Raw genomic sequence first — 25,600 nt, 5'->3', positions numbered from 1 at the left:
GAATTCTCCATCTCGGCCTGGGCGATGCCCTGGGACTGAGGTGAAGTTAATTGGAGCTTTCAAGTTGCGGAATTTGGATACTTGGCAATATATTATTCAAAAATATGGAATAATATATTGGACAGATTTCACGCGTTAAAAGTCTTTGTGAAGGTCGCCGAACTAAAAGGTTTCGCTGCTGCGGCCCGCGACCTCAACATGTCACCACCGACAGTGACCCGAATGGTTTCTATGCTTGAGGACAGCCTCGGGCTACGTCTTTTTGTACGCACAACGCGCTCAGTGATGCTGACTGATAGCGGGCAAAGGTTTTTTGAGGATGCCAGACGTATTCTGGCTGACCTTGAAGAGGCCGAGCGCGCCGCTGTCGGTTCCTATGCCGAACCGACCGGGGAAATTAGTGTTACTGCATCAGTCCTGTTTGGCCGTATGTTCGTCACTCCAATTTTGGGCGAATTTCTGGATCTGTATCCAAAGCTCTCAGCGCGCACGCTCTATGTGGACCGAGTGGTCAATCTGATTGATGAGGGTCTCGACGTCGGGATCAGAATTGGCAACCTCGCTGATTCCAGTTTGATGGCTGTCAGGTGTGGTACGGTGAGGCAGGTCGCGTTTGCTTCCCGTAAATATCTTGACCAATATGGCGAACCAGATACGCCCGATGATTTATCCTGCCATGCAATCATTAATTCAACTGCCTTGAATGCATCGGCCCAATGGCATTTTCAACGGGGCAGAAAGACTGTCACCAAACGCATGAGCCCACGCATCAGCATGAACACAAATGACGCTGTGATCGAGTTGGCCTTGCAAGGTCATGGTGTCGGGCGGCTTCTGTCCTATCAAGTCGCACCCTACATTGCAGATGGGCGGCTCAAGACTGTTCTAAAGTCGTATGAACCACCCGAAGTCCCCATCCATCTTGTGCATCAAGAGGGACGAACCGTGTCTGCGAAGGTGCGCACCTTTGTTGACTTTGCTGTCGGACGTCTAAAATCAGATCCCCTTCTTGCCGGGAATCAAACACAGGTCCAAAAGCAAGATTAACAAATGGGCGGGCGTCGCGCTATTCAGCCACTGCCGCGACCGAGGCGATCCATGCATTTGGCACAAAGGCATCATCCAACGCGGTTTCCGCCACATGGTTCGTATAGTTCGACAGGGTTTTCAACGCTGTGCCGAGGATGACTTCCAGCATAGATCGGCGTGTGTAACCAGCCGTCAGAAACGCTTCGACCTGTGCGTCGCTGGGCCAGCCTCGGCTTTCGTTGATCACGATGGCGAATTTGCGCAGTGCTTCCAATTTGGGGTCGGCGATAGGGCTGCCATCGCGTAACGCTGCGATCACGTCTTCGGGGACACCGGCCATCTGTGAAAGAGTGGTATGGGCGGCCATGCAGTACTTGCACCCGTTCAACCGGTTGTTAGTCATAAGGATGATCTGGCGCTCAGTCTCTGACAGGCTGGTCTTTCCAAAGATGCTGGAAAGTGTCGTATAGCCTTCCAAAATTGCGGGCGCTTCGGCCATGGCCGCATAAAGGTTGGGTACAAAACCATATCCTTTCAGCGATGCTTCCAGAATTGGTTTCGCGGCATCAGGGGCTGAGGCGATTGTATATGTCTCAAAATCAGTCATGTCTGGTTTCCTTTGGGAAGAGTTTTCGACACACGCGAATTGTCATTGCGGACAGGGTGTCTTGGAGAAATGCCGGCCTTTTGGGGAGGGGAGAGGCAGCGGTGGCTCCGACCGGCAAAAGCCACCAAATTCCTCGATCAAAGGCTGCCGACAGGCGTGTGGTGGATGTCTGCCCACTTGGCATGGGCGCCTTGGATCACGGTTTCTTTGTCCTCAAGGTACTTCTTGAAGATTTCTTCATTCACAAAGAGATAGAGCTTGTCGTCCACGATATCGGCATACCGAACATCGCCATCAAGCTTCTTGCCTACATAGACGCCAAAGGCGCAGAACCCGCCGAATTGAGGCAGATGTGCCGTCGGATCCGCCTCGAATGTGGCTTTCGCTGCCTGCGACGCAAAATAGTAGTCCACTCCATCATGGGCCGATGTAAAAGTGGCGTTGCCCATTTCGGGTATTTCGGCTTCAAACATCGATACAGGATCGACGCCATGCATGCCGAGGGGCTGCCCAGTCAAGGTAAGACTGTTCGAAACGTTGTATTCATCGTCAGCCAATGCCGCCGCCGCCAGGGCGAGAGTCAACGCTGTTGTAAGCGTGGGAAATGTAAAGATGCGTGTCATGATATGTCCTTTCAGGATGCTAGGATCAAATTTGAAGATCGATTTGGGTCAGGCCGATTGGCCAATGCGCTCAACCGCGTCGTCGGTCCACCAGACGCCGTTGGCGACCATGCGGAAGTTGATGATGGCGGCGAGATACCCGTCACCTTCAGGCACCTTGGCCCCGGCTGTGGCATCGCGAACGACAGCGACTTCGTAGCCCAGCTCCAGCAGCTCGTAGAGATGCGCCTGCGTACACAGGTTCGCCGACATCCCCGCGAGGATCACCTTGTCGATCTTGCGTTTACGCAATTGCAGGTTCAGGTCATTCTGAGCAGGGCTGTAAACCTTGTGTGGCGAGCAAATGATGGTTTCGCCATCCTCGATGTACTTCTTGTATTGCGGCATCCAGTCGGCACCTGAGCCCTCGAAGTTGTCCAAATTGAGCGGTCCCAGGCGGTCAAACATGCCGATGCTGTGCATCGTCGCTTCCAGAGTGCCCTCGAACTCCCATTTGTGGTCATGTGGGTAGTAATAGTGGGGCGAGATGAAGACCGGCATCCCCGCAGCCTTGGCGGCAATGAAAAGCCGTTCGATATTGTCGACCGTGCCCTGTTCGGTCACGCTTTCGCCAACGACGCCCCACGTCACACCGTCCTCTGACAAAAAATCAATCTGGGGGTCGGTCACCACAAGCGCAGTACGCCCCGGCTCGATGGTCATGTCGATTTGGGGAAGGCCTGGATTTTCCGGGTCAGCATAGTAGGCGCGTGCTTCGTCGGTCGCGGCAAGGGCCTGCCCGCCAGCCACTATTGTTGTACCTGCCGCGGCCGCACCGGCGGCTTGTTGCAAGAGTCGCCGGCGCGCCATATCAACGCGTTCGGGCGTGACGTCGCAAGCGCAGCTTGCTCCATGTTTGTGGTCATGATTGCTCATTGCAAATTTCCTTTGTCTGAGAGGGGCAAATGGGTTTGCTTTACTCGGCAGCGCCCCAGGTGGATCTGACAAAGAAGAAGTTATGCACCACATCGATTGAGGTATCGGCCCGCCCTGCCAAGGTTTTGGCCGAACCTGCCATGTGGTATTGAGGTGTGTGCCTAGTCGGAGGTCGCCTGCTGCCTGAATCGTGCCGGAGCCTGGCCAACCCAGCGCTTGAAGGCGCGGCTGAACGTGCTCTGTTCCGAAAACCCGGTCATAAAGGCGATCTCGGCTATGGAAGCCTTACCGTCACGGAGCAGGTCACGAGCAAGTGCAACTTGTGCCTGACCAAGAACGTCGCGATAGGTCAGCCCTTCCTCGGCCAACCTGCGGTAAAGCGTGCGCTCGCTCATTCCCATCTCTTGTGCGACATGCGCTGCTTGCGGCGCGCCGTTACTCAGGGCCGGTGTAAGCCGGTGGACAATTGCTTGGCTCAGTGAGGTGTCGTCATCGCGAGAGTTGAACTCCTCATCCAGGTGCTTCGTCATGAAATCTGACAAGCCCGGATCGCCAAGACGATTTTCGCTTTCCAGCATAGCAGGGCGCATAGCAATGGCGTTGTGGGCGCTCCCAAATCGAACCGGGCACCCGAAATATTCGGCGTAACGCTCTGGTTCTTGTCTGCATGGATGCTGAAACGTGACATATGCGAGCGACAACCCATCACCCACAAACCGATGCATGTTCCTCGCAAAGGCCGCAAGCGCGCATTCGTTGCGCAGCTCCAAGGCAGCGCGATGTGATGTTTGTCCCTCAAAAATCCAAAGGACCGGATCGCCGGTTTCATCAAGTCTGTAAACTGCGGTGTCCGTTACGAGACGAAAATAACGCTCGATCCGTTGCAAAGATTGCCGCAAGGTCGGAGCTGTCTTTACGGCTAGGCCAAGGACGCCGAGATCATCGGTCGCAATCGCGTTCGCATAGGCCTCAACCAACGCGGCCTCGTCCGCTTGTTGCGTACGAATCCAATCGATCAGATCGAAATACGCATCATCCGCCAATTGGCCGTCTTGAGCTTCTGGTAGACGCAGCACGACAGCGCCATTCGAAATCAGGGCGCCATCGTCGTTTAGCGTCATCCCGGCGGCGTTGGCCATCGCGCGGGCGAATGCGTAAGTTACACTTGCCATACAGTGAGATTAGCACTGGAAAGCTCTTTCACGCCAGATCGTCCAACCCTGTGATAGGTATAATAAATAGAGACAGCCTCGATCTTCGGGCGCTTGAGGATAAATGCGCCAAACTGATAACACTCGTCATCAGGTTTTCTGAACGGTATCGTCCGAAAGCGTGCGGAAGCATGCAGCCATAGAGGTCATGGTAGATGGGCGAAATTTTCATATCTGTGCTGCTGCCGCTCGCAGTTGTTGTCATCATGTTCTGCCTTGGCCTCGGACTCACAGCGGCTGACTTTCAACGCATCGGACGACGTCCACGGGCCTTTTGCGTCGGCGCTCTCAACCAGATCATTTTGCTGCCTTGCATCGCTTTGATGGTGACTTTTATCTTTGGGATTTCCGCTGAGGCAGCCGTTGGCATCATGATTTTAGCGGCCTGTCCGGGCGGGGTGATCAGTAACATCGTGACCAAGCTTTCGAATTGGGATGTCGCTTTGTCCGTTACTCTTACAGCAGTCTTCAGTCTGACTTGTGTCGTTACCGTACCGCTCATCCTGGGGTTTTCGATGCAGATGTTCATGGGGGCAACTGCGCCCGCTATCGACATTTCTTCGACGGCTTTAGCAATGTTTTTTTTAACAGCTTCACCGATCCTAGCCGGGGTGATCGCGCGATCCTTGGCGCCGCGAATTGTAGCTGCGGTCGAACCAATCTTTAGCAAGGTCTCTATGCTACTTTTTGCGATGGTCATCGGAGGCGCTATCATTTCAAACTGGGTGGTGGTCGCGGATAACTACCTTAGGCTTGGACCCGCACTTTTTGTTGTAGGTGCGTCACTCACGTTTATTGGCATCATGAGTTCAGGGATGCTCGGATGCACAGACATCGAGGCGAAGACGATTTCAATTGAGACCGGCGTTCAAAACGGAGCTTTGGGAATCGCAATTGCTACTTTGCTGTTGCCTAACACCAATGGGTTAAGCGAATATGCCATACCATCCGCAATTTATAGCGTGGTCTGGATCGTAACAATGTTGCCTGTCTTCGCCCTCCTTGCGCGAAGAAGCCCAATTTCATGATCCTGACGCCTATTCGCTAGCTTTGGTTATGCGCTGAGCCAAGCCCCTTTGTTTCCATGCCAGAGCGCCGTCTGGTCAAAGAGCGACCAAGGAGCTCCAAAGCCCGTTGTGGAACGGCCGCTTTGGCGATTTTCCCTGTTGAAGGGAAGAGCTGTTGTTGCCAGTGCGGTGGATCCTGCGTCAGCGAAGGTGTAGACGCCAAGGTCAGTTTTGTCCGCAAGTCGGAATTGCAAAGTCTTGGATTAAGTGTCCGGATTGGGCTGGACCTGCCAAACATGCAAGCCGCGGATAATGGCCGCATCGAGCCCACTTTGACCGATGCTGATCGATGCCCCAATGACAGAAATGCGCAGATAGCGACCTTTGCAAAGTTTCGCGGACGGCCCAAACCGGACCTTCTAAAATAGGCTTTTCAGCTCCGGGTTGCGGACCTTTCCGACCTTGATGGCCGTTCGGTAAATAGCCGCTTCCGTCCCACAGCTGAACATGGCGATGAATTCCGCGCATGTCAGCTTTGAGCCACGATTTTGGGCCGAGCCCAAGTCAGTCCACAGGCTCGAAAGCCGGGAAGGTCCAACTGCCGTCCAGAATTTCGGAGCGTGGTTCGTAAAGGCGGACGGTGTAGTTCCAGCCGGGTGAAATCGGGATACAGTTGGCCCGGCCATCGTCACAGCCACCAAAATGGATCAGGTAGGCCCCATTATCGTCTGGTGTTGCTGTGAAGTTGTTGTAACTGTTCACCCCCATACCGTTAGGTTCCAGGTAGCCGTCGGCATTGTAGATGGTGATGGACCAGAACGCGTCCACCGGGACGTCCTTGACGGTCACGGCGTGTGGGGTTTCGCCATCATTTTCGGAAACGCTGTCGATGACATAAGACGCAGCAGTGAACGGCAGGCCACCCCAACCAGCGGCAGCGCCGACAAGGTGGTCAATGGGCCGTGTCTCGTCTTTGGTGCCAAACGCATATTTTGAATTAAAGCCAAGCACCGCGACATCACTCAGCGCCTTGCGCGCCACCCCAAGGTTATCCAGGTTCCAATCCGGCGCCTCGTATGGTCCTTTGCCGCCGCCGCTTGTTTTGATCGCGTCCTGCGCGGCATGGGCCTTTGCGATGTCGTCAGGGTTGGTGACATCAACGAATGTACGGAAGGCCACGAAGGCAAAGCGGGTGCCGACCTCTTCTTCGGTCAGCCTGTAGGTCCCGGGTCTTGCCTCAGCGAACATATAGTGATCCTGATTGACCAAATGCATCGACTGATACCGCCCGCCCAGGTCAGGCAGCGTGATCTCCACAGGCTTTGACAGGTCCACCACAAGTCCGGAATACAGAGTATCCTGATTCATCCGGATCGTTGGCTGATCCTCGGTGGTCGTTGGTTCGCGCAGGTGATGCAACTCGCCCACGCCAAAGCCGAAGGTCTTCATGTTGCCCCGGATATTAAAATCCGACTCGGCGCGTACAAAGTTTTCAACAGTGACGTTTTCGGCCAAAACAAACGTCGGAGCGCACAGGACGAAGGCAAGTAGAGCTTTCATGGTCTGTTCCTTTTTCACTCAATTCACAGGTTGGGCGGCGGGAAATGTCCAGCTGCCATCCAGAACTTCGGGCCCCGGACGATAGAGCCGAACCGTATAGTTCCACCCATCCATGATGGGCAAGCAGTTGACCGCATCCGTGTCGCAGCCCCCCAGATGTACCGTCATGCTGCCGTCATCGTTGGGCGTTCCGGTGATTGAGTTGACGTTGTAAGCATCGCGTGCGTTTTCCTCAAAGAAACCGGCCGCATTATAGAGGCTGACAGACCAAAATGCCCCAACAGGCACGTCTGCCGGGACGTCGATCTTGTAGGTTCCGACGGGCAGGTTTGGTTCGACACTCAAATAGAACGCTTCGGTTTCCGGCAAACCGCCCCAGCCGACCGCCGTGCCAATGAAGTGGCGTAAGGGATCAACCTCGGACTTGGGCCCAAAGGTGCGTGTTGCATCGGGCGCAAATCGGCCCAACTTTAGGGTTTCTGAAATCAAGTCCTCCAGATCCTTTTGATTGTAATCCGGAGAGATGAAGGGTTTGGATGACGCCGCCTCGATCATCATCGCGTCCTGGATCGCGTTCACGGCGGCCACGTCGTCTGGATCAGACGCGTCCACCAGTACGCGCATGAACACAATGACATAGGGGGTATCGAATGTCTTTGTGTCCAGAGTGTAGGTGCCGCCGCCAAAGTAGACTTCGTTGATATAGTGGTGCTGATTCACAATCATCGCGGTCATATATCGCCCACCCACCTCGGGCAGCGTCAGGGTCGCGCCCTCGCTAATATCGACAACAGCTGTGCTGTAGAGCGTGTCACGGTTCATGCGGATCGTCGGCTGATTTTCCACCGGAGTCGGTGTGCGGAAATGGAAAAATTCATTCACGCCACCGGCCAGTGAGACGTATTTGTCCAGCTCTGCATCCGTCGCTGCACGGGTAAAGTTATCAACCGTAACCGGAATTTCCCGACTGTCGACAAGCGCGTCAAGCGTGGCGCTTGTGGATTCCGCCGCGGCACCACCAGAGACCAAGGCAGCGACGCAAAGGGCTGTAACAGACGGCGCAGATTGGGAAAGTCGTTTAGGCATAGGCTTGTTCCTTTGTGCTTTCGCAGAAAAATATGTGCACAGATCTCTAGAAGTCCAAATAGGACGGTGACGTTGCTGTGACGTCATAGCTGCATTTTATCACCGTGCACATTTCATGGCGTTGTCATGGATCATTATTCTCGCTTGCCACCCCCTCAAAGTCGGGTTTCAGCCCATACTCCTAGTTCGTGCTGATTGCAGCATTTGTTAGACAGGGCTCGATGCGGACATCCAACGAAACGTGGCAATCGACCGCTATGCGGACAAAGCAGTCGTTCGTAGAATCTCTAAAGACGACGATGCAAATGCGTGATAACTCCAGATTATGGCCACGACATCTGCGCGAAATCGAACGCCCATCCCTTACGCATTTGCGGTTATTGGTGTTCTTTTTGCTTCAATCTGTTTCGGGCTGGTTCCCTTTTTCAGCCGCAGCCTGACCGAACAGGGTGTTGCACCCTATGCGGTCGCATTCTACCGCTACATTATTGCGGCTCTTCTTCTGCTTCCTGTTCTCATCGTGCACCGAAAAGAATGGCGAGAGATCACTTGGGGTCTTTCCGCCGGAGCCGTAATGGGGCTTGGTTGGATCGGATATGTAACGGCGCTGGAGAAGCTGCCCGCATCGACAGTGGGTGTGCTTTACATGACCTATCCGGTGTTCACCTTAGTTATTGCCTGGGCTGTGTTTGGCGATGCACCCACGCGACGCGCCATGTTGGCCGCTGGTCTGATTATGGTGGCAGCTGTCATTGCTGGCTCGCCTGCGTCAGTGGCTGCGGAACACCTACCAACGCTGCTGCTATCGCTTGCCGCCCCATTTGGGTTTGGCTTCGGAATTTGCGTCCTGGTACACAGGTTGTCACGGATTGCGCCGTTGGCACGTATCGCGTCAGTTTCTCTGGGGTCTGTACTGGGCCTCGCGCCGCTCATCCTTGGAGCTGAGGTTGGAGAGCTTCTCCCAAGGGAACAATCCGATTGGCTTTTCATTGTTGGTATTGGTCTGGTTACCGCTTTCGTGCCCCAGCTTATCTACACGATATGCTCACCTGTTATTGGGGCTTCCCAAACTGCGGTCGTCGGAAGCATCGAATTACCCACGATGTTTGCCGTGGGATATCTTGCCTTTGGCGAAGCCATCTCTTTTCCTCAAGCTTTGGCATGTGCCTTAGTGCTGGGCGCAATCGCGATCACAAGAAGTAGAAAGACGCGCACCGTATCTACCGTGCTCGCAAAATCACCAAGGCGGTAGTACTGGGCTCGGTGCTGCCGTGCTCTGACGTGGGCAAGCTCTGCACGGGTGTTTATCGAGATGACGACGGAGCGGTGCGGGTAGTTTTTTACGTCGAAAGATCGAGTTCCATTAGCACACAAGCCCCTTCGTCCTTGATGTCCAGAAAAGGTCGCTGCCCGTTGAGTTCGAAGTCTTCGTAGCCAATCGAATGAGTGCTGGTGAAGCCCGCTTTCAAAAACATGCTTTGTGAAAACCGGTTTGTCGCTTCGGCGAAAGCAATCCGGTAGCCGGATCTTTCAGCTTGGCTTAGACAAGAGTCCAGCAAGCTTTGCGCAATTCCTCTTCTTGAGAAATCATCACGCACGGCGATCATGAATATATGAAGAAACCTCTCTTCCTGAATGTCGTGCGTCTTTGAAAAAAAGCCTTCCAGCTCATCAATTAGCTTGATGACTGGCTCAGAGTCCAATTCCACTGCATCAATCCCATCAGGGGGCGGTTGACCGAAGTCATGTGCCAGAACTGCGCCTACTATTTCACCAGAAGCTTCATCGAGAGCAACAGACGACAAACCCTCCTTTGCTGATTTTGATCCAAATAGTTCGGCGATCTTTTCGAGCTTTTCAAGCGAGAACTTAGTTGAAACGGCGGGAGGATCACGCCTGCTAAAAACATCACCAAGCAGTTTAGACATTGCATCATTGTCTGTTTCTGACATTCGTCGAACTACGATCTCTGAACTAGTCATTCGGTATTTCTCCCAAAACAAATGGCGTAAATACTTGGCACAATGTTAGCTTTTGGCGCTTGGCGATTGTGTTTGAACAGGGACAAAGCAGTAACAGTCGACGGGATCGTCTCAATCTTTTGCGAATTGCGATAAATCAATAGCACGGGCTTTCAGCCTTTCGTTTCCTCAATTGCTTGCGCATTCATCGATCAGCCATTGGCAGACGGCGCGAACGGCTTTGCGGCGCCCGGCGCGATTGTTGACTGCCAGGTAATACCCGCCGAATGGGATTTCGATGTCCGCGAGTTCAACCAAAACGCCCGATTGAAGTTCAGGTCCACATAAATTCTTGTCCATCAGCACTGCTCCTAGACCGGCGACTGCCGATTGGATTGCCAATAATGCGCCAAGTGGATGGGGCAATTTGAGGTCAGGGACCTCATTAAGTCCGGCCCGCTTGAACCAATCAGTCCACAGGCTGAACGTAGCTTCTTCAATCAAAGGGCCGCGAGCAAGCGCCTCAATATCCAATTTGCCATCTGAAATCGGCGCAAAACCGGGTGCCGCATAAGCCCGAACTTCAGATTGAAACAGCAGATGGTATCCATCAACCGATCCGGTTCTCAAATATCTCACCCCAATGTCGAAATCATGGGCTTCAATATCCATGACCTTAGTAGTTACGGACAGTTTCAGATCAATTTCGGGGTGACGGGTCTTAAGACTTGTAAGCCGAGGGATTAGCCATTTCTGGGCAACTGTGGTTTCTGTCGTCAGCGTAACGGTGCCTTTGGGGGGAACCGAAAGTACCTCCGTAGCCAGAGCGATCCGGTCAAAGGCCGGAGTAATCTCCGTCAGGTATGTTCGACCTTGATCGGTCAGTGCAACACCGCTGTTCTGGGTGCGGAAGAGATGAACGTTCAGACGCGCCTCCAGCCCTCTTACATGTCGGGAAATGGCGGAATGGGAGACGCCCAACTCTGCGGCGGCCTTGGTGAAACTGCCCAATCGACCCGCCGCTTCAAAGGCGCGCAATGCGTTTAGGGGGGGTAAAAGTCTCGGCACGACCCTTTGTGACTTTTTGGAACAATAGGTGTCAAGTATCAACGTTTGAGGGCGAAGGTCGCAGCGTTGCATGGTCGAGGAATGACAATTTCTGGAGGCGACTATGAAACCCATTGATAAAAACGAGTTTGAGATTCACGAAACTAAGGCAGCTCCAAAGCACTTTGGCCGATTTGATTTGAGGGGATGGCTTCTGGGCTTTCTCAAGCCGTCGATACAAACAGGTTGCGACCCGGTCCACCTGACGCATCGACTGCTTAGAGATGCAGGAATCGACGAGTTGGACATCGAGAGAAAGAAGCTAATGAGTGCGCCTCTGATCCGCTGAACCCTCACGGACTATGAACGCCTGCTCCATGTTCGCAGTACAAAAACTTCGCGGAACTGAATTGTGATTACGTGGAGTGCGACTGGATTGGCGGTATCTTAGCATGGCTTGCAAATGAAGCCCCCTGCGGGGCTCAATCCGGTCATCTGACGGTTTACCGATTTACTAAGCCAAGGCCGGTCAGTTGGTACTCAAGTCACACTGAAGCATCAAAATACATTCCCCTACGTCGTCTTTTCTCATTGATCTGGTACTGACTTCGACAGATAGAGAGGTGTGCGGTGGCTGTCTTCCTTCGCAAGTGGCGCATGTCAAAGCGCTGCCGGAGGACCTCCGGTGGCCTTTATTCGTGGCTTACGCAGCAGCCACAGGCCCTATCAGAGGACGTCATGCCCTTTTCAACTGACGGTCAAGACCGCGCTACTCGCGCCATTGACCCATTGCCAATACGCCTTATCAAGCGCGCCATACTGGTTCTTGTCGGCCTGTTTTATTTCCTCTTCGTGGCCTTTGCCCCTCTTCTTTGCATTCGGCGCAGAGGGTTTCGGGGTTGGTATTGGCGCCTGGTGAAACGGTCATGTTCCCGCCTGCTGTGGCTCCTCAGCATTCGCGTCGAGATGCGTCCTGAGGAAAAGAATGCCCTCGCCGCCGACACCAACAGCATCATCGTGGTTAACCACCGTAGCCATCTCGATGGCTTCAGTCTCATGCATGTGGTGCCCGACACCAAATGGTTCACTTTCGCGGCGAAATCAGAGTTCTGGAACAGCAAACTCCTGCGTACTGGTTTTGATGGAGCGGGTCTCGTCCCTATCAATCGGGACTCCGGTTCAACGGCCATGGATACGCTGATAAAGGCCGTCCGGGAAATGCCTGCCCGCTGTTCCATTGTGCTATTCCCAGAAGGCACCCGGGCCAAAACAGACTCGCTAGGGGACTTTAAAGCGGGTGCTGTCTTAGTCGCCCGAGAAACCGGCCGCACGATCACCCCTATTGTCATCCACGACAGCGATAGTCTACTTCCACGCGGCAAACATTTACCGCGCAGCGGGACGATCCGTGTGGAGGCATTGCCAACATTCGCGTGCGATCCTACCGCTAGTGTGGATGAGGATCTGGCGCGATTGCGCAGGCAGATGATGGCTGTGTTTGAACGGTGAAGTCTGTTTGACAGAAATATGCAGAAACCGAGTTTGTTGAGTTTCGGCTACGCGTAGCGGCAGATAACAGATTTGCGGAACAACTGTACTTGTCGGTGGGGTTTTCTCCAACGGGTATCGATATGCGAAGACCTAGTTAGTACCCGTATTTCAGTATGCTCTTAGCCAGTCTTATCTATGGTTGGACTGCTTGGTATTATCACTGAACCCTCAGAAGAGAATGGACATTTGTGCGCCATCACCAAACGCATCACCACGTCTTATATCGGCTGGAGTGGCAAGATTGAGTATTGCGGCTGCTCTAACGCCGACAAACCACACAGATACCCAGCAGAGCAAAGTCGCAAAACGTCTTTTGCTACGCAGCACGCCTCACATCGCCAGCAATTCCCGATGAATTGCGACCATCGCCCAGGTGTCGCGCGTGCAATACGCCACAAGATCAGCATATACCTTCTCGCGCGCTGGATCATCCGGTTCCGTCAGTGTTACGTCCTTCCAAAGGCGAGACGCGCTCGCCCCCTCTTTGATGTCCAGATCATCGTATGAAAGTTCTGGCAAAAACGCTGGAAGAACGGCCTTGATGGAGGCGCTTCCCTTGAACGCGGGATCGTTGATCACTTCATCCGCAAACGGCTTCATAAGATCTACAACGCGGGCGTTTAGGCCTTTCAGGAACTCTGCATGCTCTGGATAAGTTTCCGCCATTTCCGTATTGCGCGATTTCTCGAACGGAGCATACCAAACCACTACAGAGCCAACGTTTCCTATGTCCTCACGAAGCCTTTTCAGCAAGGCTGGCATTGGGTTACTGGCGTCTCGGTGGAGATACTCCCTGTGCTCAATTTCTCCGCCAGGCTCATGCTGGATATGCAAGGAATACTGGAAAGCCACTTGCTGATAGGGACGCGTTCCGTCCCAGGGTGGCAGCAAACTCTGAGATGTCTCGTAGTCAAAATAGTGAACCGGATAGACAATCTCGCTCAGAAACCTGCTTAACTCCTGATGATCGATTGTGCGTTCACCGTTCGCCACTGTTCTCAAGTAGCGCTGTGTCGACTTGCCCAACACAGATGGATCACTGATCTCGTCAATCTTTGTGATCCCATTTGCGATGAGTTCCGAGGCTTTTTCCGCATTCATGAACGGAAGGCGGTGGATACTGTCATGCGCGAGAGGTGGGTCGAATTTTTCGCGGATCTCCAGCCATTCACCATAGGATTTAAGGCGCGCACGTTCGGGGGACGGATCAGGCATCGTACCGCTGGCAACGACGCTCAATGCCTGATCGATAAGCGTGCGTGTTTTTTCGAGCTGCTCAGTCACCGCATCCGTGATGTCAGTGATGCCGACAAGCTCTTGCGGATTGATTTCGCCGTTTCTGACGTAATCACGGTTCACATGTGCAACTTCGCAGCGCGTAATGGGGAACCCGGCCGCCTCAAGCACGACACGCTGGAATGCGAGATCAAAAGTGTGCTCGGGTTTTGCAGAAGTCCCGCTCTTGATCTCTGTCAGAACGTACCCATCATCACTGCGGCTCACGATGTCGGAGATGCAAGTTATGGTTCCATCTTCATAGCGTCCCTGCGCCACTGCGTTTGCACCGTTTCTCCAAGCCTCCAAAGTACGCGCGGGCAGAGCCTGGTATTCTGAAAAATCTGAAAAACCGAGGCGAACGAGATCACCAAAAAGCTCCTCTGCATATGGTTCAAAGGCGTGCCCCTCGTCAAAGCGTGCTTGCAACGAAGGGTCAATTGGCGGCAACAGATGCCTGGCATGCTTCTTGATCCAGAGCCAGGCAGGGTGCCTGAGAAACAACATGTAGTCTGATTTGGATAGCATCGTGTAATTTGCATTCCAGAATTGGTGAAACCAGTGGAAGACCATCATGGTCAGCTATTGAGAGTAACTTTTCTTTGGTGCAGTCGGCGTTACCACTCTACCAAAGCCTCATGTAAATCGTACCGATAGCTCGGCGTCCATCACGCCACCAAAACCAGCTGACCATTCTTCACCTGGAGACACTGGCCATGCGTCTGTCAATGTGCCAGTTGTGACTAGCTCGCCTCCCTGAAGCTGGTCGTCTTTGAAAAGCAGAGACACAAGATGAGCCAGGACTTTAATTGGGCCGCCGAGCGCGTTTTCACCCTTGCCGGCCTCGATAGCCTCGGTGCCCTTGAACAACGCTAGTGGCACTTCGGCCAAGCCGGTCAAGATATCATGCGTCGCCTCGATTTTGTCGCCAAGAACAAGGCAGCCGTGCAATCCTTGTGCTGCGATTGAGTCTTCGACCGAGAATTTCCAGTTGGGATAAATCGATTGGACGATTTCAAATCCTGGAGCGACCCACTCCACGCAACCTGCCAACTGCTCATCGTTCATTTCAGCCGTCGGTGTATGTCTAAGGCCGAGTACGATTTCTGGTTCAATCCTCGGTTCTGAATACCTTGCCAAGTTTACCGGCTGATCAGTCGAAAACAGCCCATCTGCGTGGACCTCTCCCCAAATGGGTTGATCCACACCGTAAACAGGCCAAATCGTGCGGTTCGTGAAGCCGACTTTTCTGCCAACTCTTTCTTTGTCCAGAATCTCGCGGACACGACTAGCAATCGAATAAGCGTCATCCAGCGATAGCTGTCCTGCCTCTGAAGACAGTTTAGGTATCTGCTGGGCAGAGGTCAGGGCATCAGCAATTGTCTGAGCGTTAGATTCAATATCTCTTGTCATATTCGCATTATACGCTCCGACGGCTGGATTGCGATGCAAGCGAGGTTTTGAAGGGCCATCGTCGGAAACTCAAAGGCTTGCAATGAAAGTGTGGATATGCCTCATTAACCTTCTGAGAGATGACAACCTTCGGTTGATGTCTATTCTTCAACTTAACCTTGGTTGGAAACCAGCTTCCCACTCGGAAGAATTCCTCTAAGGCTTCAAGATGTGCCTGGCGCTACTGCCGCTTTCGTTTGACCGAGATAATGCATCCGGAATGCTTCGGGTGCCGTGCTGGTACATCACGAGCCATCGCATCCACATTTCCAAGGTGTCGTAGTGCCCCGCTGTTCAGCAACACGCCGCGCCCGGCATCATACCGACGTTGCCCAAATCCGCTGGCAACGCATTCCCAGTCTTCCTTGGCCGCCGCGTTGCGGAATCTCGGTAGGTCGTGCGGATCATGCCGCCCAGGTGTTGCTGCGACGTGATCGTGTTTCTTCGCATTGCTTTGGTGGGTTATATGGTGGGTCACTTGAGTTGTTCCAGGTCGCTGGACAGTACCGGTCGTCGGCCTCGGCTTAGGGCGCATGATTGTCACGACGCCTTGTGGTTTCGGATGTCCTGGGACTGCCACGTGAGTTGCCGTCGGTTTTGGTGTCAACTGTGGAACCTGGCCAGGAACCGCCGTGGGAACCTGATTGGGGGTTGCGGTTGGTACAAGCGGTGGCGTCGCCGTAGTACCGCTGGGTTGCGGAACACGGCCGGGCACTGCAACCGGAATCTGGTTTGGTGTTGCAGTCGGGACGAGCGGTGGCACAGCAGTTTGACCGGTGGGCTGAGGTGGGACCTGACCAGGAACTGCGACTGGTATTTGGTTTGGTGTTGCGGTGGGCACAAGTGGCGGCACCGCTGTTGGGCCGGTGGGTTGAGGCGGAACCTGGCCAGGGGTAGCGACCGGAACTTGATTGGGAGTTGCAGTCGGAACTTGCGGCGGCACCGCGGTAGGACCGGTAGCCAATGGTGGAACCTGATTGGGAACGGCTGTCGGAACCCGGTTTGGTGTCGCGTTTGGTGCCAAAGGCGGAGCTAGAGTTGGCGCTACTACCGGCGTGGGAACCTGACCAGGAACCGCTATTGGTGTCGCAATAGGAACCTGACCGGGAATTGCGTTCGGGACCGCGCCCGGCGTAAGGACTGGAACAGTAACGGACGTGGGCGTTTGCTGCGTTCCCTTAGGCGGTAACTGATTTGCCACCGGCTGAGTTGGGCCAGTAACTTGATTACCTGCCCCTTGCCCACCAGCCTGCCCGCACCCTTGGCTCGACTGGTGTGGGTTCCCTACGCCTCGGCACCACCCGTAGTGATTTCCGCGGGCAAAGACCTGAGTAGCGGCCAGTTCTGCAATTAGACAAGTTGCGGTAAGTACAGCAATTCGGTTCAGTTTCATAACATCCTCACCAACTTGTTGTCAGAGCAAGATACGCGCCAGGATCGCCTGAGTCGGTCAACGGACCGTCTCTCAAAGGGACACCGACATATCCGGACAGGAATAGATTTTGCTTAAACTCAATGTCCAACCCAAGACCTGTCGATGCCAGTGTAGCATTGTCAACTTCAAAACTCGCAGGGTCATTGTTCGAGATGTAACCCACGTCGAAAAAGGCAAAGGGCGTTAAGCGATGTATGCTCTGGGAACTGGGGAAGTAGGAATGAGACACTTCGAAAATCGCGGAAATCCCGGAATCACCATCCACTTCGTCAAAACGATATCCGCGCAAAGCATAGCGATCACCAAGGAAGTACTCTTCGACAGAGGGCAGCCGGTCTGTTGTGTACTGCCCCCAAATCTCGGTGCGCCAAGCTGTGTTGGGCGACAAGCCCGTTAGTGGGCTTTCGTATCCGATGCCGCCTCGTAGATGCCAGAACGAAGAGTCCCCGTCGTCAAAATTCGCGTCTGTCGTGTCGTTGTCATTGTCACCAAAAGATAAGGTTAGCCCCGCTTCCAGAGCTTGTCCCTTTGGATAGTTTTGCCCGTAAAGATATGTAAGGCCAACGACACTCGCGTCACTGGATAGTGGAACGCCACCACTGACTGAATCCGCTTTTGAAAGGCGATAGTCCAGCAGAAGATATCCATAACGGGCCACATCGCGGATCACGGGGTAACCCATCGCGACTGTGAAGTTCTCGCCGTCAATATCTGTTCTCGCAAAGTCCCCTGAGAGGTCACGTTTTGCGTTTATGTTCCCGTAGAAGATCTCACCGTACAGACCATTGCTGTTCAGCGGCGTGCGATAGGTAAGAGCGCCCCATAAAGAGTGCTCATCGTCTTTGTCCCAATTGTAATTGCCTGATCCCTCAAATCGCAGCAAATCCCCGACGGTCAGCGTTGAATAAAACTCTTGCACGACATAGAAGCTGAGCGCTTCTCCAAGCTCACGCGGAGGGTTGTCGAGTGTCGCACTACCGGCTTGTTTTCGCAGTGGCTCTCCCAATACTCTCAGCCGAGCACCAGCCTGATCCGGGTAATCAAGTTCGGTCGACAACTCCAAGTCAGGTATGTCCTCGGCTAGCATAACCGCCCGCTCAAATCGTTTCAGCGTTATGGGATAGGAGGTGGTGAGGGGCTGAAAAATCTTCTCTAGGGTTTGGAACGTGCGCGTATCTACACCTTCAATTTCGATGGTTTGAATGCGCCCTTCATCAACAATTATGCTCTGCCCATCGGGACCGGGCCAGGCCTCAGCCAAGAAGTAACCGTCTTCTCGGTAGATCTGAGTGATCGTTGATGCGACCTCCACCGCTGTGATGCGCCCTGACCGATTGAAGGCCAATTGACCGGCAAAAGTTAACAGCTCATCCGCATCATACACCGTTACGCCGCTGACCGAGTGCTGGGACGCGATGTCCCAGGTTTGGGCAATGCTACTTCTTGGAACTGATGCAGTGGCCACAAGAGTGCAAATGATCGCAAAAACAACTGAGCTGAATACGCGCATTTTTGACAACCTTAAAGTGACTGAGCATGTTGAAGTCCAATGTTATTATGTGGTTCGCATGTGTGAACCTGACGCTACTCGAATGTATTGATGGGTGATGTTTTTAAGAAACACAGTGAACAGAACGCAGATTTACTTAATATGCCGCACATACGACGGCGCTCACTTACACAACCCGGCTTTTCAACAAGTTAGAGTAGAGAACTAGTAGGACAGTCCTCACAATTCTGGTTGCTCAAAAACATAAAGCCGCGATTTCTTGGCATCGTCTGTCAGAATATAAAGAAGCCCTTTGGTCTCATCGAGCGCGATCCCTTCGGGATGTTTAACTTCTTTTTGTTTTCCATCTTCCGTGAACGTCAAACTGATAGCTCTTACGGACTTGGATTCTGGATTGAAAACGAAGATTTCACGGCCTTTGTCACTCACAATCCAAAGAGAACGTGAGGACGGGGACCATGCCAGGCCGCTCAAATCCAGTCCATCATCATCTACACGCTCGGAGATAAAACCTGCATCGCGGGCTAAAGGAATCATCTCAACAATTTCGTCTAGCGCTGGTGATACGACCATTAACAGCCTTGGTTGTCCTTCAATGCCAATGAAGACCCGCCCGGATTCCGGGTCAACGGCGATCCCTTCGGGCCCCTTGTTCAATGGGTTGCCGACAAGTAATTCAGCGGCGGCCGAGTAACCTTTGAGAGATGTGAGAGGGATTGTGGTCAGTCGAACGGGGTTGGTTGGGTGAACAACTAGAATTGATCGGTCAGTTTCCTGAACCACCAAAACAGATCCATCTTTTCTTGATGCAACGCCCTCCAGATCTGATCCCTCCAATGATGGCAACTTAAAGGAGTTTCCCAATGTCCCGTCGATTCCAAGGAGGTGCAGTTTAGGTTCAGCGTCGCTTACTGACCACAAGAAGCCTTCAGCGTTGGACAGAGACAATCCGGAAGGTTCCGAGAAGCCTTCCGATTTACCCGCCACCTTGAAGGAGTCGACGAGTGTCAAGCCAGGACTCTCGGCATGGGCGCGCTCAATCCAAGCCAGCAATGCAAAAGCAGTGCTTGTAAAAGAAGCCAGTGTCCCAAGCTTGGGGAAGCACCGTGAAAACCCAAGTTTCGACCGAAGCAGCTTGTGTTCTGACATTGGATTTTCTCGCGCTTGGACCATATCCCTGTATCAGCGTTCGTATCACAGTCCGGATGCGATGTCCGAAGAATGCACGGAAATCTCTTTACCTGATCCCGCCTGTTGCGATTGAATTGAATGGGGCACGAAGTGCCTTTGGTGAAGCGTAAGCCTTTGGCGTGAGCAGGAAGGAAGACAAGTTGAACAAGACTTTCCCACTCATGGCCGTGCTATTGATGGTGCTGTTGCCAGGTGCTGCGGTAGCACAAGTCGACCCCGCGACGATGCTGGCCGGTACTTCAGAGTCGGAAATACTTATCGAACGACGTTGGATACAGTTTCGGGGCAAACAGGAACTGTATTTTTTCACTCTCGATGTGATCGTCACAATCATTCTGGCTGGCTTGATCGTCTATCATCCGGTGAGACGCAAAGCCCGTAGAAGTGTCAGCGATATCGTCATGCCAAGGCTTTTCTTTCTCTATGCGCTTATCGGCATGGCGGTTGGCTTTCTGGTAGTTCAGCATGGGTCAATGATTGGTTTCGTTATCTTTGGCATTGGCGCGTTGCTCAGGTTTCGCTCCAATCTGGATGATCCGGTCGATACAGTCGAAATGATAATCGTAACGGTTCTTGGTCTTGCGGTTGGTTTGGGCTTGCCGCTGATGGCCACACTGGTGGCGATTGTGTGTTGGTGTTTTATTTGGCTCGGAGGGCGAAACAAGGGCGTGGAAATTTCGCTCAAGGCCACAGACGAAGAGCACTCGTTGAAAGTCAGCGGAGACATTGAAGCCATGGCCGCAGACGCTGGCTGGAAGCTTGTCAGAAAACACCACGTTCCCGGCAAATCTCGCGTTTCATTGCTTTTCATCACCTCGGGTGGACTTTCGGAAGCCCGGATAGAAGAGATGATAAACGACATGGTTCCTGAAAAAGTTGAACTGAAGCTCAACCTCTAGTCATTTGACAAGGTCCAAACGTTTCAACACCGCGTTCGGGGATCTGATCTCTTTCGGAAGCGACTTGAAGTTTACCGACCTTTCGAAATCAGGTCCTCGATATACTGCTATCCCAAATTCTCCGTTTGGCTGGAATGTAACATGAGTGAAGCTATGAGGTGATCTGGCGTTATCGCCAATAAGCCGCCGCGGGCCACCGCCCAAGCAAGCCTGGGAGACATAAGCCACGCCGTCTTTCCAACCTGGATAGAAGGCATGATGGTGGCCTGAAAGGTGCAGAACGACACCGCTTTCCAGGTAGATCTTTTCAAGTGTTGGGTCACCGATGATTTCGCGTTCGCGCTGAATCGCGAAGGGCCAGAGTGGGAGGTGACTGAAAGTGACAATCGGGTCTCCATTTGCGCCCAGTTCCTCAAGCCTGTCCTGCTGGTCGCCGGATAGAGGTCCCAAGGTCGTAGCGTCCAAAGACGCAAACGTTACGCCCTGCATCTCAAAAGCGTAGAAGAACGGGTAGTCATCCGAAACCAGAAAATCGACGTCTGGTTTTCTCGGTGTCCATTCCTCTGCGTATATTTTTCTTTCACGCTCGAACCCACGGTAGGCGGAGGCATCATGGTTTCCTGGCGTGACCGCAAATGGAATGCCGGCAGCCTCTAAAGGATCTGATACGGCCTCGTGAAACGCCTTCCACATCTCCCTGACCTGTTTGTCGGATAAGTTGGGGATGCGCTGTCCCGCAACCATATCTCCGGTCGAAATAACCAGATCTGGATCAATCTCGACTATCCGCTCAATCGCTTTGTCGACGCGGGCATCGTATCTTACCGAACCATAGCTTCCGTTCAGATCCGATATGACGATAACATCCAATGCCACCGCTTTGCAGGCGATCAGAGCGGTCCAAATGAACGCCGCAAAAAGGGTGGAAAGCTTACGGGGCATTACAGTCCACAGCCTCTACCTCGGTGTCGTTTCTCAAAAAGAATGCGACAGGATCCAAGTCGAACATCAAATCGCCATTTGAACAATTGCTCTGGAGGATGCCCGTTGCCAGCGCAGTATTTTTGACAACTTGTGCAATCTGACTGTCTGACAACCCAAAGCTTTGCGATAGCCAGTCATAGACTGGGCCTTGGGTTTGGAGTTCACTATTCAATGCAACCAAGCGCCGATATGTGCTTGGAGAGAAGTGGCGAATTTTCTCCAGCATTTGAGTAGATTTCGCGAAGTTGGCATACTCGACACGCCCGCCAGCATCGTTGTCGTTTAGATTGCTGCGACGGATCAATAACGCGTCGGCGGGAACGTCTCCATCGTTTGGCTCATGGTGCTTGGCTTTCTTATGCTTCAGTTCTCCGTCTTCGACCCAATACCAATAGGGTGTGAAGTCTATGTTTCCTACGCGGTCCTGCTGGCTAAAGATGAAATCGAGGAGTACAATCTCGGTAAGTTCTTGCATCCAAAATGCCATCTGTTGGTCGCTGACATCGGGACCGAGATCCTTGTTGATCATCCGGTCTCTTCGACCTTCTCCGACGCCCTCTACAATGGCCTCTGGCAAGGGTTTTGAAGAACGCAAAGCCAAGAAAGCAGGAGTTTCCTGAAAATCGCGGTTCTGACCTTTCCCCCAACCAGATTTACGGGTGCCGTTGATTTCCGAGCCGTATCGATGCCCAGGGCTATCAAGCAGCACACCGTATATTTGCGTTCGATCTGCGGTGAACAGATCGTCGGTTGGTTGGTATGAGTTCGGGTCAGCGTCCGCAGCTGCAAAGACCCGCCAGCCTTCATGGTTCATGCGCCCGCCGCGAGAGCCACCAGAAATCGCAAGGCCAGGCTCTGCGACCTCTGAAAAATGCGCCTGGGCGTCCATGCTGCGCCAAACGGCGACAGGAACTTTGACAGTCGTGTCGAAATATCGGGAGAAATGATAGTAAAGCAGCGACGAGGTGGAAAAGGTTCCACTGGTGCCCTTTTGGTTCATGGTGGATTTGAATTTGGCCACCCTGTCCTTGGCCAGATCTTTTGCTGCCTTCCCCTCTTTGCAAGCGTTTCTCTCGAATTCAGAACGGTTCCCCACGTAGGGTCCTTCCGAAATATCGTAGACGGCCATTCCTGGACTGGTGCTCCAGGTTTTAGGACAAATAGCAATTTCGGAGGCATAGAAATCGATCTCGCAATAGGTAGTTTCTTCCTCAAGATCGCTTTTCTTATACTCGCCCGTTGGAACTTTTTCGATCCGAATACAGCGTTCAGTAACGCCGTTGGGACTATCAAATGTCGTGGCTTCACCGATAACATCGTCGTTCGCCCACAAGACAGTGGGCGCAATGAGAGCAAGTGACCACAGAAGATTGAACTTCATTTGGATAGTCCTCCCAAAATCATTTAGGGCAAATCGCTGCCTGTTGTTCGGTGGAGATCTTCAATTTGGGGTCGACGCTGAAGTTGGAGAACTTTGAATCAATCCACTGGTCGCATCCGCCTGAACATGGGGCCCCGTTTCGGGCATCATTCCAATATTCCTTGGCCCTTTTCTCCGTCCAACCGCAAAACTGAACGAGCGCCATTGCCGACAATGCACCCGAGGAATGAACGCCCCACATGCAGTGCACCAGGACAGGACCCTTTCCAGGGTTTTTAATCACCTCGTGTATGGACGCCATGACAGCATCGGGTCGGGAGGATCTGGCGCCTTGATAGTCAAAGGATCCGTTTCCGCAACTGGTGCGACCGTATTCAGTGTTTTTGCCGAAGTCCGCATAAAACCCGGTTGAAAACCCCTCATCACACAAAGCTTCGCGTTGTCCTTCACTCAGGCCCGTTCGCCCCTTGTCGCCGCCTTTGAAACCGGAGCGATACAACACTCCGCTCAATACGGGTCGAAAGAAAGCGACGCCATCAACACCTCCATCGCCGCCCTTTGATAGCATTTGACTGTTGCTTGGACCGCCGTTTCGGCTTGTTACGTCGGAATTCGCAGCGGTTGCGAGAACACCAATGAATATGAGGGACGTCAAAAACCGCATGTCAGTTCCTTTCTTTTCTCACGCGCCATATTCTCACACGCTTCACACTTGGTGGTCTGTTGGAGAGGCTCATTCTCGGCAGCTATATCGAGTGGACGATAATCTTTCTGCCGTGAAGCTTTAAATCGGCCACACCAGATTGATGATAAAGACGACCACGAAGTAGGCCAGAAAAACTTTCCAGTTCAATTGGTGTTTGTTTTCTTCGTTGATCACGCCGGCCGATTTCATTGCCAGGTTTGTGATAACTAGAGCGGCAATGATGACCGCCGCATGTGCCAGGTCGAAATGCAAACTAGAGCTCCCTTATGCAGATGTTAGCTAGATGAAAATGTGTCAGCAGTCACCTGATGGCAGCATAGCTACATCTGAGTACCTTCCGTCAGATGTCGTGATCCGAGCACATGCACCAGTATCCTTGTTAAACCAGTACGAGGTCAGCCCTTCGCTTCGGATGAGTTCAAACCCGAGACTTTGAATACCCATTTCAGCTTGGCCCGCTCTTGCCCCTTCAAATGACGAAAGATCGCTAGAACTGCCAACAGTTGATGCACTTGCATCCACCGAACCGCTACTCTCATCACATGCTGCAAGCGCCGAAATGCACATTGTGCCGATCACCAATAGGACCTTGGGTTTCATCTGTTTTTCCCTCGCTTTTTTGGACTTGCGTTCCAGGGTTTCTGATTGATCACCTATTCAATTCCGAAAATGACGTTGTAGTCGACAGAAGAGTTGCTGCGATTGATAACCTCCACAACATGATCACCGGATTGCCAAAGCTGTCCTCGATACTCCTTGTCCGCCGACATCAATCCCAACAGTTCAGATCCATCGGGGTTGCGAATAACGTAGTCCAAGGAGCCATTTCGCGGAGCAACGCGAACGTAAAGGAACTGTTCATTTTTAGCACCTAGAGCATACTGCTGAGACGCTCCGGGCGCGAGTTCACCAACGAGTTCTGCGCCAGTGGAACCAGAATCAAATTTGACGCGTTGGCTACCAGTAGACCCGGCGGCGCCTGCCATGGCTCCACCGCCATCATCCATCGCTTCGACAACCGACATCTCGCCGATGCTTCCATCCTTGTACGCGATGCAACGCCAAAGTGTTCCGCCTGCGTCACGTAACATGACGAGCGTGCCCGCTTCTGAGAACTCTGAGCTTTCAATCGTACCTGATTGACCGTCTGGTCCTCCAACCTGTCGCAAATGATCGATACACGCATCGTCTGCTTCAGACATTGCAAACGAAGCCGTGCCTGCGATTGCGAACATGGGTGTGAGGAGTTTGAGTAAATCGAGTTTCATCAGATGGTCCCTTGCTGGCTAATCCTTGGAGTTTTGTTCCGTGCAAATCGGAACCTCACTTGGCTTCTCGTAAACTTGACAGAAATTCATCGCATGCCTGCGCGCTGCCGACGATCTCGTCCGTCGTTTCAATTCCTTGCAGTGACGCCATTTCAGAATTTACGCGGTTGAGGATCTGATCCGCTTGCTCGGCGGTGATCAGGTTCTCGGCTTGTGCTCCTTTCAATGTGGTGCAGACACCGGCGGACAAGCCTGTCGCAACGCCGACACCCACCGCGGCCCCGCCACCCAAGGTCATCGCCCCAACCACGCCGAGGACGAGCCCGATCACAATTCCCAAGATTACTTTTCCCATGTTTTCCTCCCTTTTGGTGAGAAAGAGTTCAGCCACCACTACTGGCGCAATCTGCGTGCCCATCTGCAAATCATGACCAGCGCCAACAGGTTGAGCATCGGTGCAATCGCCGCAAACCAAGGCTTGGCTGACTCCGAGACCAAGTCCGCTAGAAATATCCAAGGCAGTCCCAACGGCAAAAGGAACACCCCGGACAAAGGGTCTTGTTCCTGTCCCAGCCAGCCAAATGTGCCTGTCAAGAATGCAATCAACGCCAACAGGTAAAGGATCGCAAATACGATGGTGGTTATTCTACAAACCAAGTCGAACTATCCTAAGACCGAGACAGTGCTGCGCAGCCGTTTTCGGTTACGCAACAGACTGCTCACAATGCGCCTTCGTCGCCCAGGAACTCGATACCAGCTGTCGCGCCATCACTGTAAGCAATGCAATTCCAAGGGGCACGATCCTCGCCAACGCCTACAGTGACTTGTGTTCCCGCCTCGCTAAACGCGGATGAGAGCACCACGACTTGCGAATTGTTCGTCGTGTTGGCTACATCTCGCAA

The 25,600-nt window shown here is 53.0% G+C and carries 26 protein-coding genes and 1 pseudogene; 6 read left to right on the top strand and 21 right to left on the bottom strand.

Translation table 11 applies throughout. From position 1 onward, the window contains the following. Nucleotides 1–81: 81 nt before the first annotated feature. Nucleotides 82–1,047, top strand: a complete 966-nt coding sequence (locus tag AC2FIR_RS11105; RefSeq protein WP_496762355.1) for a LysR family transcriptional regulator — start codon at nt 82–84, stop codon at nt 1,045–1,047. A 19-nt stretch (nt 1,048–1,066) separates the two neighbouring features. Here the strand turns inward: AC2FIR_RS11105 and AC2FIR_RS11100 are convergent, their stop codons facing one another. The 4 genes from AC2FIR_RS11100 to AC2FIR_RS11085 all read right to left on the bottom strand — a co-directional run bounded on the left by AC2FIR_RS11100 (nt 1,067) and on the right by AC2FIR_RS11085 (nt 4,346). Beyond that, a complete protein-coding gene (locus tag AC2FIR_RS11100) occupies nt 1,067–1,636 on the bottom strand; it encodes a carboxymuconolactone decarboxylase family protein (protein ID WP_142639617.1) in 570 nt (189 codons plus the stop codon). A gap of 137 nt (nt 1,637–1,773) precedes the next feature. Continuing rightward, complete coding sequence (locus AC2FIR_RS11095) at nt 1,774–2,259, bottom strand: YHS domain-containing (seleno)protein (RefSeq protein WP_142639615.1); 486 nt, start codon at nt 2,257–2,259, stop codon at nt 1,774–1,776. A 48-nt stretch (nt 2,260–2,307) separates the two neighbouring features. Continuing rightward, nucleotides 2,308–3,174 carry a cysteine hydrolase family protein gene (locus AC2FIR_RS11090; protein WP_058282012.1) on the bottom strand — a complete coding sequence of 289 codons (867 nt, stop codon included), beginning with the start codon at nt 3,172–3,174 and terminating at the stop codon, nt 2,308–2,310. Nucleotides 3,175–3,335: 161 nt separating this feature from the next. Continuing rightward, nucleotides 3,336–4,346 carry an AraC family transcriptional regulator gene (locus AC2FIR_RS11085; RefSeq protein WP_142639613.1) on the bottom strand — a complete coding sequence of 337 codons (1,011 nt, stop codon included), beginning with the start codon at nt 4,344–4,346 and terminating at the stop codon, nt 3,336–3,338. 194 nt (nt 4,347–4,540) lie between these two features. Here AC2FIR_RS11085 and AC2FIR_RS11080 point away from each other — a divergent pair, with 194 nt between their 5' ends. Then, entirely contained in the window at nt 4,541–5,413 is an 873-nt protein-coding gene (locus AC2FIR_RS11080; RefSeq protein WP_142639611.1) for a bile acid:sodium symporter family protein, read from the top strand. Between the two features lie 543 nt (nt 5,414–5,956). On the opposite strand, the gene AC2FIR_RS11075 is transcribed toward AC2FIR_RS11080, so the two are convergent. Both AC2FIR_RS11075 and AC2FIR_RS11070 read right to left on the bottom strand, forming a co-directional pair. After that, the gene (locus tag AC2FIR_RS11075) at nt 5,957–6,952 is read right to left on the bottom strand and encodes a DUF1254 domain-containing protein (RefSeq protein WP_282121578.1); all 996 of its coding nucleotides are present in this window, start codon (nt 6,950–6,952) and stop codon (nt 5,957–5,959) included. Nucleotides 6,953–6,970: 18 nt separating this feature from the next. Further along, a complete protein-coding gene (locus tag AC2FIR_RS11070; RefSeq protein ID WP_282121579.1) occupies nt 6,971–8,038 on the bottom strand; it encodes a DUF1214 domain-containing protein in 1,068 nt (355 codons plus the stop codon). A gap of 325 nt (nt 8,039–8,363) precedes the next feature. Here AC2FIR_RS11070 and AC2FIR_RS11065 point away from each other — a divergent pair, with 325 nt between their 5' ends. Further along, the gene (locus AC2FIR_RS11065) at nt 8,364–9,290 is read left to right on the top strand and encodes a DMT family transporter (protein ID WP_282121580.1); all 927 of its coding nucleotides are present in this window, start codon (nt 8,364–8,366) and stop codon (nt 9,288–9,290) included. Between the two features lie 88 nt (nt 9,291–9,378). Here the strand turns inward: AC2FIR_RS11065 and AC2FIR_RS11060 are convergent, their stop codons facing one another. Together AC2FIR_RS11060 and AC2FIR_RS11055 are read right to left on the bottom strand one after the other, a co-directional pair. Continuing rightward, nucleotides 9,379–10,020 (bottom strand): GNAT family N-acetyltransferase, encoded by a 642-nt coding sequence (locus AC2FIR_RS11060; protein ID WP_282121581.1) that lies wholly within the window; start codon nt 10,018–10,020, stop codon nt 9,379–9,381. Between the two features lie 168 nt (nt 10,021–10,188). Beyond that, the gene (locus AC2FIR_RS11055) at nt 10,189–11,139 is read right to left on the bottom strand and encodes a LysR substrate-binding domain-containing protein (RefSeq protein WP_282121582.1); all 951 of its coding nucleotides are present in this window, start codon (nt 11,137–11,139) and stop codon (nt 10,189–10,191) included. Nucleotides 11,140–11,170: 31 nt separating this feature from the next. On the opposite strand from AC2FIR_RS11055, the gene AC2FIR_RS11050 reads away from it, so the two are divergent. Then, nucleotides 11,171–11,395, top strand: coding sequence for a hypothetical protein (locus tag AC2FIR_RS11050; protein WP_282121583.1), 225 nt, complete (start codon nt 11,171–11,173; stop codon nt 11,393–11,395). 389 nt (nt 11,396–11,784) lie between these two features. Next, nucleotides 11,785–12,555 (top strand): lysophospholipid acyltransferase family protein, encoded by a 771-nt coding sequence (locus AC2FIR_RS11045; protein ID WP_282121584.1) that lies wholly within the window; start codon nt 11,785–11,787, stop codon nt 12,553–12,555. 372 nt (nt 12,556–12,927) lie between these two features. Here the strand turns inward: AC2FIR_RS11045 and AC2FIR_RS11040 are convergent, their stop codons facing one another. The 5 genes from AC2FIR_RS11040 to AC2FIR_RS11020 all read right to left on the bottom strand — a co-directional run bounded on the left by AC2FIR_RS11040 (nt 12,928) and on the right by AC2FIR_RS11020 (nt 19,418). Continuing rightward, the gene (locus AC2FIR_RS11040) at nt 12,928–14,448 is read right to left on the bottom strand and encodes a DUF2779 domain-containing protein (RefSeq protein ID WP_271952846.1); all 1,521 of its coding nucleotides are present in this window, start codon (nt 14,446–14,448) and stop codon (nt 12,928–12,930) included. Nucleotides 14,449–14,508: 60 nt separating this feature from the next. After that, the gene (locus AC2FIR_RS11035; RefSeq protein ID WP_271952844.1) at nt 14,509–15,285 is read right to left on the bottom strand and encodes a 2-keto-4-pentenoate hydratase; all 777 of its coding nucleotides are present in this window, start codon (nt 15,283–15,285) and stop codon (nt 14,509–14,511) included. 220 nt (nt 15,286–15,505) lie between these two features. After that, nucleotides 15,506–15,802, bottom strand: a complete 297-nt coding sequence (locus tag AC2FIR_RS11030; protein WP_282121536.1) for a hypothetical protein — start codon at nt 15,800–15,802, stop codon at nt 15,506–15,508. A 922-nt stretch (nt 15,803–16,724) separates the two neighbouring features. Further along, nucleotides 16,725–18,269, bottom strand: coding sequence for a ShlB/FhaC/HecB family hemolysin secretion/activation protein (locus tag AC2FIR_RS11025; protein WP_282121538.1), 1,545 nt, complete (start codon nt 18,267–18,269; stop codon nt 16,725–16,727). Nucleotides 18,270–18,488: 219 nt separating this feature from the next. Continuing rightward, nucleotides 18,489–19,418, bottom strand: a complete 930-nt coding sequence (locus tag AC2FIR_RS11020; protein ID WP_282121539.1) for an SdiA-regulated domain-containing protein — start codon at nt 19,416–19,418, stop codon at nt 18,489–18,491. A gap of 182 nt (nt 19,419–19,600) precedes the next feature. On the opposite strand from AC2FIR_RS11020, the gene AC2FIR_RS11015 reads away from it, so the two are divergent. Beyond that, nucleotides 19,601–20,359, top strand: a complete 759-nt coding sequence (locus AC2FIR_RS11015; RefSeq protein WP_282121540.1) for a DUF4956 domain-containing protein — start codon at nt 19,601–19,603, stop codon at nt 20,357–20,359. Here the strand turns inward: AC2FIR_RS11015 and AC2FIR_RS11010 are convergent, their stop codons facing one another. The 8 genes and pseudogenes from AC2FIR_RS11010 to AC2FIR_RS10975 all read right to left on the bottom strand — a co-directional run. Continuing rightward, nucleotides 20,360–21,229, bottom strand: a complete 870-nt coding sequence (locus AC2FIR_RS11010) for a metallophosphoesterase family protein (protein WP_496762351.1) — start codon at nt 21,227–21,229, stop codon at nt 20,360–20,362. Between the two features lie 61 nt (nt 21,230–21,290). Beyond that, the gene (locus AC2FIR_RS11005; RefSeq protein ID WP_282121542.1) at nt 21,291–22,724 is read right to left on the bottom strand and encodes a hypothetical protein; all 1,434 of its coding nucleotides are present in this window, start codon (nt 22,722–22,724) and stop codon (nt 21,291–21,293) included. A 19-nt stretch (nt 22,725–22,743) separates the two neighbouring features. Next, on the bottom strand, nt 22,744–23,388 hold the full coding sequence (locus tag AC2FIR_RS11000; protein WP_170710078.1) for a protein-tyrosine phosphatase family protein: 645 nt from the start codon (nt 23,386–23,388) through the stop codon (nt 22,744–22,746). A 120-nt stretch (nt 23,389–23,508) separates the two neighbouring features. Beyond that, nucleotides 23,509–23,682 (bottom strand): hypothetical protein, encoded by a 174-nt coding sequence (locus AC2FIR_RS10995; protein WP_170486445.1) that lies wholly within the window; start codon nt 23,680–23,682, stop codon nt 23,509–23,511. Nucleotides 23,683–23,724: 42 nt separating this feature from the next. Continuing rightward, a complete protein-coding gene (locus AC2FIR_RS10990) occupies nt 23,725–24,030 on the bottom strand; it encodes a hypothetical protein (protein WP_170710079.1) in 306 nt (101 codons plus the stop codon). Nucleotides 24,031–24,083: 53 nt separating this feature from the next. Continuing rightward, nucleotides 24,084–24,698 (bottom strand): hypothetical protein, encoded by a 615-nt coding sequence (locus tag AC2FIR_RS10985; protein ID WP_282121543.1) that lies wholly within the window; start codon nt 24,696–24,698, stop codon nt 24,084–24,086. A gap of 55 nt (nt 24,699–24,753) precedes the next feature. Next, nucleotides 24,754–25,215 (bottom strand): hypothetical protein, encoded by a 462-nt coding sequence (locus tag AC2FIR_RS10980; RefSeq protein ID WP_282121544.1) that lies wholly within the window; start codon nt 25,213–25,215, stop codon nt 24,754–24,756. Nucleotides 25,216–25,417: 202 nt separating this feature from the next. After that, nucleotides 25,418–25,600, bottom strand: a pseudogene (locus AC2FIR_RS10975) (hypothetical protein); the annotation flags it as partial.

The sequence above is a fragment of the Ruegeria sp. CDSB136 genome (assembly GCF_059610965.1).
The sequence above is the reverse complement of the archived record's forward strand: the minus strand, read 5'-3'. Positions and strand labels throughout refer to the sequence as shown.

Excerpts from the sequence above, each read along its gene's own strand:
- AC2FIR_RS11020 (WP_282121539.1), bottom strand. The coding sequence starts at position 19,418 with ATGTCAGAACACAAGCTGCTTCGGTCGAAACTTGGGTTTTCACGGTGC.
- AC2FIR_RS10990 (WP_170710079.1), bottom strand. The coding sequence starts at position 24,030 with ATGAAACCCAAGGTCCTATTGGTGATCGGCACAATGTGCATTTCGGCG.
- AC2FIR_RS11090 (WP_058282012.1), bottom strand. The coding sequence starts at position 3,174 with ATGAGCAATCATGACCACAAACATGGAGCAAGCTGCGCTTGCGACGTC.
- AC2FIR_RS11005 (WP_282121542.1), bottom strand. The coding sequence starts at position 22,724 with ATGAAGTTCAATCTTCTGTGGTCACTTGCTCTCATTGCGCCCACTGTC.
- AC2FIR_RS11075 (WP_282121578.1), bottom strand. The coding sequence starts at position 6,952 with ATGAAAGCTCTACTTGCCTTCGTCCTGTGCGCTCCGACGTTTGTTTTG.
- AC2FIR_RS11080 (WP_142639611.1), top strand. The coding sequence starts at position 4,541 with ATGGGCGAAATTTTCATATCTGTGCTGCTGCCGCTCGCAGTTGTTGTC.
- AC2FIR_RS11060 (WP_282121581.1), bottom strand. The coding sequence starts at position 10,020 with ATGACTAGTTCAGAGATCGTAGTTCGACGAATGTCAGAAACAGACAAT.
- AC2FIR_RS11085 (WP_142639613.1), bottom strand. The coding sequence starts at position 4,346 with ATGGCAAGTGTAACTTACGCATTCGCCCGCGCGATGGCCAACGCCGCC.
- AC2FIR_RS11025 (WP_282121538.1), bottom strand. The coding sequence starts at position 18,269 with ATGCGCGTATTCAGCTCAGTTGTTTTTGCGATCATTTGCACTCTTGTG.
- AC2FIR_RS11040 (WP_271952846.1), bottom strand. The coding sequence starts at position 14,448 with ATGATGGTCTTCCACTGGTTTCACCAATTCTGGAATGCAAATTACACG.
- AC2FIR_RS11065 (WP_282121580.1), top strand. The coding sequence starts at position 8,364 with ATGGCCACGACATCTGCGCGAAATCGAACGCCCATCCCTTACGCATTT.
- AC2FIR_RS11095 (WP_142639615.1), bottom strand. The coding sequence starts at position 2,259 with ATGACACGCATCTTTACATTTCCCACGCTTACAACAGCGTTGACTCTC.
- AC2FIR_RS11035 (WP_271952844.1), bottom strand. The coding sequence starts at position 15,285 with ATGACAAGAGATATTGAATCTAACGCTCAGACAATTGCTGATGCCCTG.
- AC2FIR_RS11055 (WP_282121582.1), bottom strand. The coding sequence starts at position 11,139 with ATGCAACGCTGCGACCTTCGCCCTCAAACGTTGATACTTGACACCTAT.
- AC2FIR_RS11045 (WP_282121584.1), top strand. The coding sequence starts at position 11,785 with ATGCCCTTTTCAACTGACGGTCAAGACCGCGCTACTCGCGCCATTGAC.
- AC2FIR_RS11100 (WP_142639617.1), bottom strand. The coding sequence starts at position 1,636 with ATGACTGATTTTGAGACATATACAATCGCCTCAGCCCCTGATGCCGCG.
- AC2FIR_RS10985 (WP_282121543.1), bottom strand. The coding sequence starts at position 24,698 with ATGAAACTCGATTTACTCAAACTCCTCACACCCATGTTCGCAATCGCA.
- AC2FIR_RS11000 (WP_170710078.1), bottom strand. The coding sequence starts at position 23,388 with ATGCGGTTTTTGACGTCCCTCATATTCATTGGTGTTCTCGCAACCGCT.
- AC2FIR_RS11070 (WP_282121579.1), bottom strand. The coding sequence starts at position 8,038 with ATGCCTAAACGACTTTCCCAATCTGCGCCGTCTGTTACAGCCCTTTGC.
- AC2FIR_RS11050 (WP_282121583.1), top strand. The coding sequence starts at position 11,171 with ATGAAACCCATTGATAAAAACGAGTTTGAGATTCACGAAACTAAGGCA.